11 protein-coding genes and 1 pseudogene are annotated in these 12,947 nt (G+C 57.9%); all 12 read left to right on the forward strand.

The genetic code is table 11. The features are described 5' to 3' along the window. Window positions 1-870: catabolite repressor/activator (gene cra, locus RTK32_RS03780; RefSeq protein WP_312042174.1), on the forward strand; the 870-nt coding region annotated here is incomplete at its 5' end. A 546-nt stretch (window positions 871-1,416) separates the two neighbouring features. After that, on the forward strand, window positions 1,417-1,875 hold the full coding sequence (mraZ, locus tag RTK32_RS03785; protein WP_312042175.1) for a division/cell wall cluster transcriptional repressor MraZ: 459 nt from the start codon (window positions 1,417-1,419) through the stop codon (window positions 1,873-1,875). A gap of 2 nt (window positions 1,876-1,877) precedes the next feature. Beyond that, window positions 1,878-2,819: a 16S rRNA (cytosine(1402)-N(4))-methyltransferase RsmH gene (gene rsmH / locus RTK32_RS03790; protein WP_312042176.1), complete on the forward strand. Its 942-nt coding sequence runs from the start codon at window positions 1,878-1,880 to the stop codon at window positions 2,817-2,819. Continuing rightward, window positions 2,816-3,136 (forward strand): cell division protein FtsL, encoded by a 321-nt coding sequence (gene ftsL, locus RTK32_RS03795; protein WP_253455285.1) that lies wholly within the window; start codon window positions 2,816-2,818, stop codon window positions 3,134-3,136. The genes rsmH and ftsL overlap by 4 nt, the downstream gene beginning before the upstream one ends. Before the next feature lie 8 nt (window positions 3,137-3,144). Next, window positions 3,145-4,909 (forward strand): annotated as a pseudogene (locus tag RTK32_RS03800) (peptidoglycan glycosyltransferase FtsI). Beyond that, entirely contained in the window at window positions 4,896-6,383 is a 1,488-nt protein-coding gene (murE, locus tag RTK32_RS03805; RefSeq protein WP_312042177.1) for a UDP-N-acetylmuramoyl-L-alanyl-D-glutamate--2,6-diaminopimelate ligase, read from the forward strand. The pseudogene RTK32_RS03800 and the gene murE overlap by 14 nt, the downstream one beginning before the upstream one ends. Beyond that, window positions 6,380-7,741 carry a UDP-N-acetylmuramoyl-tripeptide--D-alanyl-D-alanine ligase gene (gene murF, locus RTK32_RS03810; protein WP_312042178.1) on the forward strand — a complete coding sequence of 454 codons (1,362 nt, stop codon included), beginning with the start codon at window positions 6,380-6,382 and terminating at the stop codon, window positions 7,739-7,741. Before murE ends, murF begins: the two co-directional genes overlap by 4 nt. Further along, window positions 7,735-8,817 carry a phospho-N-acetylmuramoyl-pentapeptide-transferase gene (gene mraY, locus RTK32_RS03815; protein WP_312042179.1) on the forward strand — a complete coding sequence of 361 codons (1,083 nt, stop codon included), beginning with the start codon at window positions 7,735-7,737 and terminating at the stop codon, window positions 8,815-8,817. Before murF ends, mraY begins: the two co-directional genes overlap by 7 nt. Before the next feature lie 2 nt (window positions 8,818-8,819). Next, complete coding sequence (gene murD / locus RTK32_RS03820) at window positions 8,820-10,136, forward strand: UDP-N-acetylmuramoyl-L-alanine--D-glutamate ligase (protein WP_312042180.1); 1,317 nt, start codon at window positions 8,820-8,822, stop codon at window positions 10,134-10,136. After that, window positions 10,136-11,350, forward strand: coding sequence for a cell division protein FtsW (gene ftsW / locus RTK32_RS03825; protein ID WP_312042181.1), 1,215 nt, complete (start codon window positions 10,136-10,138; stop codon window positions 11,348-11,350). Before murD ends, ftsW begins: the two co-directional genes overlap by 1 nt. Further along, complete coding sequence (gene murG, locus RTK32_RS03830; protein WP_312042182.1) at window positions 11,347-12,405, forward strand: undecaprenyldiphospho-muramoylpentapeptide beta-N-acetylglucosaminyltransferase; 1,059 nt, start codon at window positions 11,347-11,349, stop codon at window positions 12,403-12,405. Before ftsW ends, murG begins: the two co-directional genes overlap by 4 nt. 59 nt (window positions 12,406-12,464) lie before the next feature. Beyond that, the coding region (locus RTK32_RS03835) for a Mur ligase domain-containing protein (protein ID WP_312042183.1) at window positions 12,465-12,947 on the forward strand (483 nt) is incomplete at its 3' end.

The following is a 12,947-nucleotide window of genomic DNA, read 5'->3' on the forward strand; positions in this document are numbered from 1 at the left end:
CACCCTAATGCGGTGGCCGCAGGACTCCGGGCGGGCCGCACCCGCTCAATAGGTCTTGTTATCCCCGATCTGGAGAATACCAGCTACACGCGCATCGCGAATTATCTGGAGCGGCAGGCTCGTCAGCGCGGCTACCAGTTGCTGATCGCCTGCTCTGAAGATCAGCCCGATAACGAAATGCGCTGTGTGGAGCACCTGTTACAGCGCAAGGTGGACGCTATTATCGTCTCGACCTCTCTGCCGCCTGAACATCCTTTTTACCAGCGATGGATTAACGATCCCTTGCCGATCATTGCGTTGGACCGCGCACTGGACCGTGAACATTTTACCAGCGTGGTTGGTGCCGATCAGGATGATGCAGAGATGCTGGCAGCCGAACTGCGCAAGCAGCCTGCTGAATCCATTCTCTACCTGGGGGCACTGCCGGAGCTTTCCGTTAGCTTCCTGCGTGAAATGGGCTTTCGCCAGGCGTGGCAGGGTGATGAGCGACATATTGACTATATCTATGCCGACAGCTTTGAGCGCACTACGGCGGCAGCCCTGTTTGAAACCTGGCTCGAAACGCATCCGATGCCTGACGCGCTGTTCACCACTTCTTTTGGGCTGCTGCAGGGCGTGATGGACGTGGCGCTTAAGCGGGAAGGCCGGATGCCAACCAATTTGTCGATAGCGACTTTTGGCGATCATGAACTGCTGGATTTCCTCGATTGTCCCGTACTGGCAGTAGGTCAGCGTCATCGCGACGTGGCCGAGCGGGTTCTGGAGCTGGTCCTGGCCAGCCTGGACGAGCCACGTAAACCAAAAGCAGGCCTGACGCGTATACGCCGTAATCTTTACCGGCGCGGGCGACTGAGTCGTAAAGGAAGTTAATCAATGACAAAAAGGGTGTCTTTTATTGGCACCTTTTCTTTTTTCGGCCATGCTACTTTTTGCGCGCTGTCGGACAGCTAAATAAGATCGGGAAACGTTTCGTTTGCCGATAGCGTAAATAAAAGTAAAGATAAAGTTTCAAGAAATTCTCACTTTCCGAAAATGTCTGGTTATTAAAACATTATCCCTGAGCGTCCTCCGTGGTAGCAGGCAGAACGGGACAATCGGCGAGGTTTCTTAGGAAATTCCTTAAAATGCCGCTCAATGAGCAAAACCAGTAACAGGAATTTTGCAGGTCACTGCTGGTATATTTTTGAACAACTCAGGTTTTCTCATCAATTTCCCGTCACTATTCATTAGTTTAATTTTCGATATCTCGCTAAAGGCGCTTCTTTTTTAACTCTTTGCTGTTTTTTCCGGAAAGGAAATAATTCCTCACGGCCCGCGCTGTCGCTTGACAATGATTTCCTCCGCTCCGTACACTCCTCCGGGTGGGAATTTGTGGTGTAAAGTGGGGCTTAAGGGCAACTAAAGGAGAAGACTGGCATGTTCCGTGGAGCAACGTTAGTCAATCTCGACGGCAAAGGGCGCCTGGCTATGCCCACGCGTTACCGTGAAACGCTGATCGGGGAATCTCAGGGGCAAATGGTGTGTACTATTGACCTCCACCAGCCCTGCCTGCTGCTTTACACCCTGCCTGAATGGGAAATTATTGAACGTAAGCTGGCTCGCTTATCGAGCATGAACCCGGTAGAGCGCCGTATTCAGCGTCTGTTGCTTGGCCATGCCAGCGAATGCCAGATGGATAATGCAGGCCGTTTGCTGATTGCGGGCACGCTCCGTCAGCATGCGAATCTGACCAAAGAAGTGATGCTGGTTGGACAGTTTAACAAGTTTGAGCTGTGGGATGAACAGACCTGGTATCAACAAGTCAGGGAGGATATTGACGCGGAGCAGTCGTCTCAGGAACCACTATCTGAGCGCTTGCAGGACTTGTCATTATAGCTATGCAGGAAAATTTTAAACACACCACGGTGCTGCTGGACGAGGCGGTTAACGGCCTCAATATCAAGCCAGACGGCATTTACATTGATGGCACTTTTGGACGAGGCGGGCATTCCCGGCTGATCCTCTCCGCGCTGGGTGAACAGGGGCGTCTTTACGCCATTGACCGCGATCCGCAGGCTATTGCCGCCGCCGCCGCCATTACCGACCCGCGCTTTACCATTATTCATGGGCCTTTCTCTGCGCTGGCGGAGTACGTCGACGCGCGTGAACTGACGGGCCGCATCGACGGGATCCTGCTGGATCTGGGCGTCTCTTCGCCACAGCTGGATGATGCCGAACGTGGCTTTTCGTTTATGCGTGACGGCCCGCTGGATATGCGCATGGATCCGACCAAAGGGTTGTCCGCTGCGCAATGGCTGCTTCAGGCAGAAGAGAGCGATATCGTCTTCGTGCTGAAAACGTTTGGTGAAGAGCGCTTCGCAAAGCGTATCGCGCGCGCCATCGTGGAGCGTAACCGCGAGCAGCCCATGACCCGCACCAAAGAGCTGGCGGACGTTATTTATGCCGCTACGCCGGTAAAAGATAAGTTCAAGCATCCGGCCACGCGCAGCTTCCAGGCTATTCGCATCTGGGTGAACAGCGAGCTGGAAGAGATTGAAAAAGCGCTGAAAGGCGCACTTTCCGCTCTGGCCCCGCAAGGTCGCCTGTCGGTAATCAGTTTCCACTCGTTGGAAGATCGCATCGTCAAACGCTTTATGCGCGAGCAGAGCCGCGGCCCCCAGGTGCCGGCTGGTATTCCGATGACGGAAGAGCAGCTGAATAAACTCGGCGGTCGTCAGCTAAAAGCGCTGGGCAAAATGATGCCGGGTGAAGCGGAAGTGGCGGAAAACCCGCGTGCGCGCAGCTCCGTATTACGTATTGCTGAGAGAACAGACGCATGATTGGCAACGAGCGACACAGTTTACCCGGCGTGATTGCAGGCGATCTTTTACGCCATGGCAAAATTCCGCTGATTCTGGCTGTCGCCGTGCTGGTTTCTGCCGTGCTGGTGGTGACCACGGCGCATAAAACCCGCCTGCTCACCGCGCAGCGCGAGCAGCTGGTGCTGGAACGCGACGCGCTGGATATCGAATGGCGCAATCTCATTCTGGAAGAAAATGCGCTGGGCGATCACAGTCGTGTTGAAAGGACGGCGATGGAAAAACTGCAGATGCAGCATGTTGATCCTTCGCAGGAAAATATTGTGGTACAGCCATAAGGGCATAAATGAAAGCCGCAGTTAAGACGCTTAAGACAAAACGTCAGGAAGATCAGGCCAGCTTTGTCAGCTGGCGTTTTGCGTTGTTGTGCGGCTGTATTTTACTCGCGCTGGGCGGACTGCTGGCGCGGATGGCTTATCTGCAGGTAATCAATCCGGATAAGCTGGTGCGGGAAGGCGATATGCGCTCGCTGCGCGTTCAGGCCGTCCCGACCTCTCGCGGCATGATTACCGATCGTGCCGGCCGTCCATTGGCCGTCAGCGTGCCGGTCAATGCTATCTGGGTCGATCCTAAAGAGCTGCATGCCAAAGGCGGCATCACATTGGATAGCCGCTGGCAGGCGCTTTCTGATGCGCTTTCCATTCCGCTGGATCAGCTGGCGGCTCGCGTTAACGTCAATCCCAAAGGGCGCTTTGTCTATCTGGCGCGTCAGGTCAATCCGGCCATCGGCGACTACATCAAAAAGCTCAAGCTTCCCGGTGTTTTTTTACGGGAGGAGTCGCGTCGCTATTATCCGGCAGGGCAGGTCACATCACATCTGATCGGCTTTACCAATATTGATGGACAGGGGATTGAAGGCGTCGAAAAGAGTTTTGATAAATGGCTGACGGGCGAGCCGGGCGAACGAACGGTGCGCAAAGACCGCCATGGTCGCGTGATTGAGGACATCTCTTCTGTAGACAGCCGGGCAGCGCATAATCTGGCGCTGAGTATTGATGAACGCCTGCAGGCGCTGGTCTATCGCGAGTTGAATAATGCCGTCGCCTTTAATAAAGCGGAATCAGGCACCGCCGTGCTGGTGGATGTCAACACGGGTGAAGTGCTGGCTATGGCTAATAGCCCGGCTTATAACCCGAACAACCTGTCCGGCGTGACCAAAGACGTGATGCGAAACCGCGCCATTACCGATATTTTCGAGCCGGGTTCCACCGTCAAGCCGATGGTGGTCATGACCGCATTACAGCGCGGCGTGGTGCGGGAAAACAGCGTACTGAATACGGTGCCTTACCGTATTAATGGCCATGAAATCAAAGATGTGGCCCGCTATAACGAGCTGACGCTGACCGGCGTTTTGCAAAAATCGAGTAACGTCGGCGTTTCCAGGCTGGCGTTAGCGATGCCGTCCTCGGCGCTGGTAGAAACCTACTCGCACTTTGGACTGGGTAAAGCGACCAATCTGGGACTGGTCGGAGAAAGTAGTGGCTTATATCCCCAAAAACAACGGTGGTCTGACATAGAGAGGGCCACCTTCTCATTTGGCTACGGGCTGATGGTAACACCGTTACAGTTAGCGCGAGTCTACGCCACGATTGGCAGCTACGGCCTGTATCGCCCGCTGTCGATTACCAAAGTCGATCCGCCGGTGGGCGGACAGCGCGTTTTCTCTGAAGAAGTGGTTCGCACCGTCATGCATATGATGGAGAGCGTGGCGCTGCCCGGTGGCGGTGGCGTGAAAGCGGCCATCAAAGGTTACCGCATCGCCATTAAAACCGGTACGGCGAAAAAAGTCGGGCCGGACGGACGCTACGTCAACAAATATATCGCTTACACCGCCGGCGTGGCGCCGGCGAGCCGTCCCCGTTTTGCCCTGGTTGTGGTGATCAACGATCCCCAGGCCGGTAAATATTACGGTGGTGCGGTTTCGGCTCCGGTGTTTGGCGCCATTATGGGCGGTGTGTTGCGCACCATGAATATTGAACCTGATGCGCTACCGGTCGTTGAGAAAAACGAACTGGTAGACAATAAGTGAGGGATCAAGTGACAGATCGTAATCTGCACGACTTACTGGCGCCGTGGGTGCCTGGCGCACCTGCGCTGCCGCTGCGTGAAATGATTCTGGACAGCCGCCTTGCGGCGTCTGGCGACCTTTTTGTCGCCGTAAAAGGCCATGCGGCAGACGGCCGCCGTTTTATTCCGCAGGCCATTGCCCAGGGCGTGGCGGCGATTATCGCCGAAGCGGAAGGCGAAGCGGAAGATGGCGACGTCACTACCGTACACGGCGTACCGGTGATTTATCTGGCACAGTTGAGCCAGCGCCTTTCGGCGCTCGCCGGTCGCTTTTATCAGCAGCCGGGCGAGAAGCTGCGTCTGATTGGCGTGACCGGCACCAACGGCAAAACCACCACGACCCAGCTGCTGGCGCAATGGGCGCAGCTGCTGGGCGAAACCGGCGCGGTAATGGGGACCGTTGGCAATGGCCTTTACGGTCACCTGGCGCCGGTTGAAAACACTACCGGCTCGGCAGTAGAAGTACAGCAGACGCTGGCTTCACTGGTGGAGCAGGGCGCTACGGTGGCCGCGATGGAGGTTTCCTCGCACGGTCTGGTACAGCATCGTGTGGCGGCATTGCCTTTTGCCGCCGCTGCCTTTACCAATCTCAGCCGCGATCATCTGGATTACCATGGCGATATGGCGCGCTATGAGTCCGCCAAGTGGCTGCTTTTTTCCGAACACCTGGTCGGTCAGGCCATTATCAATGCCGACGACGAGACGGGACGCCGCTGGCTGGCAAGGCTGCCGGATGCGGTCGCGGTGACGCTGGAAAACAATCTGGCGCCGGGCTGCCATGGCCGCTGGCTGAAAGCGACGGACGTGCGTTATCACGATAACGGCGCGGTTATCCGCTTCGACTCTAGTTGGGGCGGCGGCGAGCTGGAGAGCCGTCTGATGGGCGCGTTTAACGTCAGCAACCTGCTGGTCGCGCTGGCCACGCTGCTGGCGCTGGGCTATCCGCTCAGCGAACTGGTGGCAACGGGCAATCGTCTGCAGCCGGTTACCGGCCGCATGGAAGTCTTTAGCGCCACTGCGAAGCCAACGGTTGTCGTTGATTATGCCCATACGCCCGACGCGCTGGAAAAAGCGTTGGAAGCCGCTCGCCTGCACTGTAAGGGCAAGCTGTGGTGCGTCTTCGGCTGCGGCGGCGATCGCGACAAAGGTAAGCGTCCGCTCATGGGCGCCATTGCCGAACAGTTTTCCGATGTGGTGGTGGTAACCGACGATAACCCGCGCAGTGAAGATCCTGCCGCTATCGTGGCCGACATCCTGACCGGCCTGCTCGATCCGGGCCGCGCCCGCGTGGTAGCCGGGCGAGCGCAAGCGGTCACTAACGCCATCATGCAGGCTAAAGAAGAGGATATCGTGCTGATTGCCGGTAAAGGCCATGAAGATTATCAAATTGTTGGCAATCGTCGGCTGGACTATTCCGACCGTGAAACCGTGGCGCGTCTGTTGGGGGTGATGGCATGATCGCACTCTCTTTGCAGAAGCTGGCGGACATTACCGATGGCGAAGTAGTGGGCAGTGACCTTACCTTTAGTGAGGTGACTACCGATACGCGTAAGGTCAGTGCTGGCTGCCTGTTTATCGCGCTGAAGGGCGAGCGCTTTGACGCGCACGAGCTGGTCGGTGAGGCAATAGCCGCCGGTTCGTCGGCTCTGTTAGTCAGTAAGCACTTACCTGTTGCCGTGCCGCAGGTGATCGTGGCCGATACGCGCGTGGCGCTGGGCCAGCTGGCTGGCTGGGTTCGCCAGCAATCCACGGCGCGCGTGGTGGCGCTGACCGGCTCTTCCGGCAAAACGTCGGTAAAAGAGATGACCGCTGCCATTCTGCGCCAGTGCGGCGAAACGCTTTATACCGCCGGCAATCTTAATAATGATATCGGCGTCCCACTGACGCTGCTGCGTCTGACCGCGAAGCACCAGTTTGCGGTGATTGAACTGGGGGCCAACCATCAGGGCGAAATCGCCTGGACCACCAGCCTGGTCCAACCGGAAACGGCGCTGGTCAACAATCTGGCGGCCGCCCACCTGGAAGGATTCGGCTCGCTGGCGGGCGTGGCTAAAGCCAAGGGTGAAATTTTTCAGGGGCTGCCGGATAACGGTACCGCCATTTTGAACGTCGACAGCAATGACCTGACTAACTGGCAGCCGATGCTGGAGGGCAAAACGGTGTGGCGCTTCTCCGCTCAGCCACAGGCAGAAAGCGATTTTTCTGCCAGCGACATTCAGATTACCAGCGCGGGAACGCATTTTATGATGCAGACGCCCGCGGGTCGCGTAGCTGTTCAGCTGCCGTTGCCGGGACGCCACAATATCGCTAATGCGCTGGCCGCCGCCGCTCTGGCCCTCTCTGTAGGCGCTTCACTTGAGGCGATCCAGCTGGGGCTGAGCAAACTTGAAGCCGTGCCGGGCCGCCTTTTCCCAATCCTGCTGGGAGAAAATCAGCTGCTGCTGGACGACAGCTACAACGCCAATGTTGGCTCAATGACCGCTGCGGCCCAGGTGCTGGCGGACATGCCAGGCTACCGCGTCATGGTGACTGGCGATATGGCGGAGTTAGGCGAAGAAGCCGAAGCGTGCCATCGCGAAGTCGGCGAGGCGGCGCGCCGCGCTGGCGTGGACAAAGTGCTTAGCGTAGGCGGCTTAAGCCGCTTTATCAGCGAAGCCAGCGGCGTGGGCGAACATTTTACCGATAAGGCTGCCGTCACGGCGCGTCTGCAAATACTGCTGGCGGAACAGCCAACGATCACCATTTTAGTCAAAGGTTCACGTAGTGCCGCCATGGAGCAGGTAGTACAGAGCTTACAGGAGAAAGGAACATGCTAGTCTGGCTGGCCGAACATCTGGTCGCTTTTTATTCAGGCTTTAACGTCTTTTCTTATCTGACGTTTCGCGCCATCGTCAGCCTGCTGACCGCTCTGTTTATCTCTCTGTGGATGGGGCCGCGTATGATCGCCCGCCTGCAGGAGATGTCCTTTGGTCAGGTTGTTCGCAACGACGGCCCGGAATCACACTTCAGCAAGCGCGGCACGCCGACGATGGGCGGCATCATGATTTTGTTCTCCATTACCGTGTCGGTGCTGATGTGGGCCTATCCATCCAACCCTTACGTCTGGTGCGTGCTGGTCGTGCTGGTGGGCTTTGGCATTATTGGTTTTGTGGATGGCTACCGCAAAGTGGTGCGTAAAGATACCAAAGGGCTGATCGCTCGCTGGAAATATTTCTGGATGTCGGTGATTTCGTTGGGCGTCGCTTTTACGCTCTATGCCACCGGGAAGGGCACGCCAGCGACGCAGCTGGTGGTGCCGTTCTTCAAGGACATCATGCCGCAGCTGGGCCTGTTTTACGTGGTGCTGGCCTACTTCGTGATCGTCGGCACCGGCAATGCGGTAAACCTGACCGACGGGCTGGATGGCCTGGCGATTATGCCTACCGTTTTTGTCGCCGCCGGCTTCGCGCTGGTTGCCTGGGCCACCGGTAACATGAACTTCGCTAACTATCTGCATATTCCCTATTTGCGCCATGCTGGCGAGCTGGTGATTGTCTGTACGGCCATCGTCGGGGCTGGTCTGGGCTTCTTATGGTTTAACACCTATCCGGCGCAGGTCTTTATGGGTGACGTCGGATCGCTGGCGCTGGGCGGCGCGCTGGGCACCATCGCCGTGCTGCTGCGCCAGGAGTTTCTGCTGGTCATCATGGGCGGCGTGTTCGTCGTGGAAACCCTGTCGGTGATCCTCCAGGTGGGGTCATTCAAGCTGCGCGGCCAGCGGATTTTCCGCATGGCGCCGATTCATCACCATTACGAACTCAAAGGCTGGCCGGAACCGCGCGTTATTGTTCGTTTCTGGATCATTTCACTGATGCTGGTGCTGATTGGCCTGGCGACGCTGAAGGTGCGGTAATAATGGCTGATTACCTGGGTAAAAAAGTTGTCATCATCGGTCTGGGGCTGACCGGACAGTCATGCGTTGACTTCTTTTTAGCACGCGGCGTCACGCCGCGCGTCATGGATACCCGCCTTGTGCCGCCGGGCCTGGAAAAGCTGCCGGCGGGCGTTGAACGCTGGCTCGGGTCGCTGAATGACGACTGGCTACAGAGCGCCGATCTGATTGTTGCCAGCCCCGGCCTCGCGCTGTCGCATCCTTCACTGACGGCGGCGGCGAAAGCAGGCGTAGAGATCGTAGGCGACATCGAACTGTTTTGCCGCGAGGCGCAGGCACCGATCGTGGCGATTACCGGCTCGAACGGTAAAAGTACCGTGACCACGCTGGTGGGCGAGATGGCTAAAGCGGCAGGCTGGCAGGTCGGCGTGGGGGGCAATATCGGTCTTCCCGCCCTGATGCTGCTGGATAAGCCTGTACAACTCTACGTGCTGGAACTTTCCAGTTTCCAGCTGGAAACGACCCACAGCCTGAAAGCGGCCGCGGCGACCATTCTGAACGTGACGGAAGACCATATGGATCGCTATCCGTTCGGAATGCAGCAGTATCGTGCGGCCAAGCTGCGCGTTTATGAGCAGGCTGGCGTCTGCATTGTGAACGCGGACGACGCCATGACCATGCCAGTACGCGGCGTTGATAAACGCTGTATTAGTTTTGGGGTAGACGTCGGCGACTATCATCTGACGCGCCAACAGGGCAGTACCTGGCTGCGGGTGAAAGGCGAGAAAGTATTAAATACCGGCGAGATGACGCTGGTCGGGCAGCATAACTTCACCAATGCCCTGGCCGCGCTCGCGCTGGCTGACGCGGTCGGGTTGCCCCGCGCCTCCAGCCTGAAAGCGCTGACGACTTTTACCGGGCTGGCGCACCGTTTCCAGCTGGCGCACGAGCGTAACGGCATCCGCTGGATCAACGATTCCAAAGCGACCAACGTGGGCAGCACCGAAGCGGCGTTGAACGGCCTTGACGTGCAGGGCACGCTCTGGCTACTGCTGGGGGGCGACGGCAAATCCGCCGACTTCAGCCCGCTGGCGCGCTATTTACAGGGCGATAACATCAGAATGTACTGCTTTGGGCGGGATGCGGCCGCGCTGGCGACACTGCGCCCGGAAAAAGCAGAGCAGACTAAAACCCTGCAGGAAGCTATGCAGCAGATCGCGGCTCAAGCGAAGCCGGGTGATATGGTGCTGCTGTCGCCAGCCTGTGCGAGCCTGGATCAATTTAAAAACTTTGAGCAGCGCGGCGACGTGTTTACTCGACTGGCAAAGGAGCTGGGCTGATGCGTGTTCCGGGTTTAAGCGTTGCCAGCTGGCTGTCAGAACGCCTGAAAGAGTGGGTGATGGGGCCGCGCGAGAGCGATGCCAGCAGCATGGTGCTTTACGATCGTACGCTGCTGTGGCTGACCATAGGCCTGGCGATTATTGGCTTCGTGATGGTGACGTCGGCCTCGATGCCGGTAGGCCAGCGTCTGTCGGACGATCCTTTTTACTTCGCCAAGCGCGACGCGTTTTACATCGTGCTGGCATTCGGCATCGGGCTGGTTACGCTACGCGTACCGATGGCTTTCTGGCAGCGCTACAGCAACATCATGCTACTGGTCACGGTGGTGATGCTGCTGATCGTACTGGTGGTGGGCAGCTCGGTAAACGGTGCCTCGCGCTGGATCGCGCTGGGCCCGCTGCGTATCCAGCCTGCAGAACTCTCCAAGCTTTCACTTTTTTGCTACCTCGCCAGCTATCTGGTGCGCAAGGTAGAGGAAGTGCGCAACAACTTTTGGGGCTTCTGTAAGCCGATGGGCGTGATGGTAGTGCTGGCGGTTCTGCTGCTGGCACAGCCCGATTTGGGCACCGTGGTAGTGCTGTTTGTGACCACGCTGGCGATGTTGTTCCTGGCAGGCGCAAAATTATGGCAATTTCTGGCCATTATCGGCTCCGGTATTTTCGCCGTTTGCCTGCTGATTGTTGCCGAACCTTACCGTATGCGACGCGTTACCTCTTTCTGGAATCCGTGGGAAGATCCTTTCGGCAGCGGCTACCAGCTGACCCAGTCGCTGATGGCGTTTGGCCGCGGCGAATTCTGGGGGCAGGGATTGGGCAACTCGGTGCAAAAGCTGGAATATTTACCGGAAGCGCATACCGACTTTATCTTCTCGATTATCGGTGAAGAGCTGGGTTATATCGGTGTGGTTTTAGCGCTGTTAATGGTATTCTTCGTCGCTTTTCGCGCGATGTCTATTGGACGCCGCGCGCTGGAACTTGACCAGCGCTTCGCCGGTTTTCTGGGCTGCTCTATCGGCGTCTGGTTCAGCTTCCAGGCATTGGTGAATGTGGGCGCGGCAGCGGGGATGCTGCCGACCAAAGGCCTGACGCTGCCGTTGATCAGTTATGGCGGCTCCAGCCTGATAATTATGTCCACCGCCATCGTATTTTTGTTACGCATAGATTATGAAACGCGTCTGGCAAAAGCCCAGGCGTTTACGCGAGGTAGTCGATGAAAGGGAAGCGACTGATGGTTATGGCTGGCGGCACCGGAGGACACGTTTTCCCGGGCCTGGCGGTCGCGCACCATCTGATGGCGCAGGGCTGGCAGGTGCGCTGGCTCGGCACGGCTGACCGTATGGAAGCCGATCTGGTGCCAAAACACGGTATCGACATCGATTTTATTCGCATCAGCGGCCTGCGCGGCAAAGGTCTGAAGGCACAGCTGGCCGCGCCGCTGCGCATTTTCAACGCCGTACGCCAGGCCCGTGCGATCATGAAGGCTTACCGGCCGGATGTAGTATTGGGCATGGGCGGTTATGTTTCCGGGCCTGGCGGACTGGCGGCGTGGAGCTGCGGTATTCCGGTGGTGCTGCATGAACAAAACGGCATCGCTGGCCTGACCAACAAGTGGCTGGCAAAAATCGCCAAAAAAGTGATGCAGGCATTTCCCGGCGCGTTTCCCGATGCGGATGTGGTGGGCAACCCGGTGCGGACGGACGTGCTTGCCCTGCCGTTGCCTGCTGAACGCATGGCCAATCGCAGCGGGCCGGTTCGGGTACTGGTCATTGGCGGCAGCCAGGGCGCACGCGTCCTGAATCAAACGCTGCCGCAGGTGGCGGCGAAGTTGGGCGACAGCATCACGTTGTGGCACCAGACAGGGAAAGGCGCCCTGGCTGAAGTTAACGACGCCTACCGCGAGGTCGGCCAGACGCAGCACAAAGTGACCGAATTTATTGATGATATGGCGGCGGCCTACGCCTGGGCGGACGTCATTGTTTGCCGCTCCGGCGCGCTGACGGTCAGTGAAGTTGCTGCCGCAGGCTTACCGGCGATCTTCGTGCCGTTTCAGCATAAAGATCGCCAGCAGTACTGGAACGCGCTACCGCTGGAAAAAGCGGGCGCGGCAAAAATTTACGAGCAGCCGCAGTTTACGGCTGACACTGTGGCGCAGACGCTCGCCGCATGGGATCGCCCTACGCTAATGGCGATGGCGGCGAAGGCCCGTGCCGTAGCGATCCCGGATGCGACCGAGCGTGTTGCAGCTGAAGTCAGCAAAGCGGCGCGCTAAGCACAGGGCAGAACTTGTCCCGGAACAGGGTGCTAACAGGCACCGACAGGCAGAAAGAGATGAATACACAACAACTGGCGAAACTGCGTTCTATCGTGCCCGAGATGCGTCGCGTCCGGCACATTCACTTTGTTGGCATCGGCGGTGCCGGCATGGGCGGTATTGCCGAAGTGTTGGCCAACGAAGGCTATGAAATCAGCGGTTCCGATCTGGCACCGAATGCCGTCACGCAGCATCTGAGCGCGCTTGGCGCGACTATCTATTTTAACCATCGCCCGGAAAACGTCAGCGACGCCAGCGTGGTGGTGGTATCGACAGCGGTTTCGCAGGACAACCCGGAAATCATCGCGGCGCGTGAAGCCCGCATTCCAGTGATCCGTCGTGCGGAAATGCTGGCCGAGCTGATGCGCTTCCGTCACGGCATTGCCGTTGCCGGAACGCACGGGAAAACCACGACCACGGCTATGGTTTCCAGCATTTATGCAGAAGGCGGCCTGGATCCCACCTTCGTTAACGGCGGGCTGGTTAAAGCGGGGGGTACC

Source organism: Erwinia sp. (assembly GCF_031978025.1).
In the GTDB taxonomy this organism is placed as follows: Bacteria; Pseudomonadota; Gammaproteobacteria; order Enterobacterales; family Enterobacteriaceae; genus Erwinia.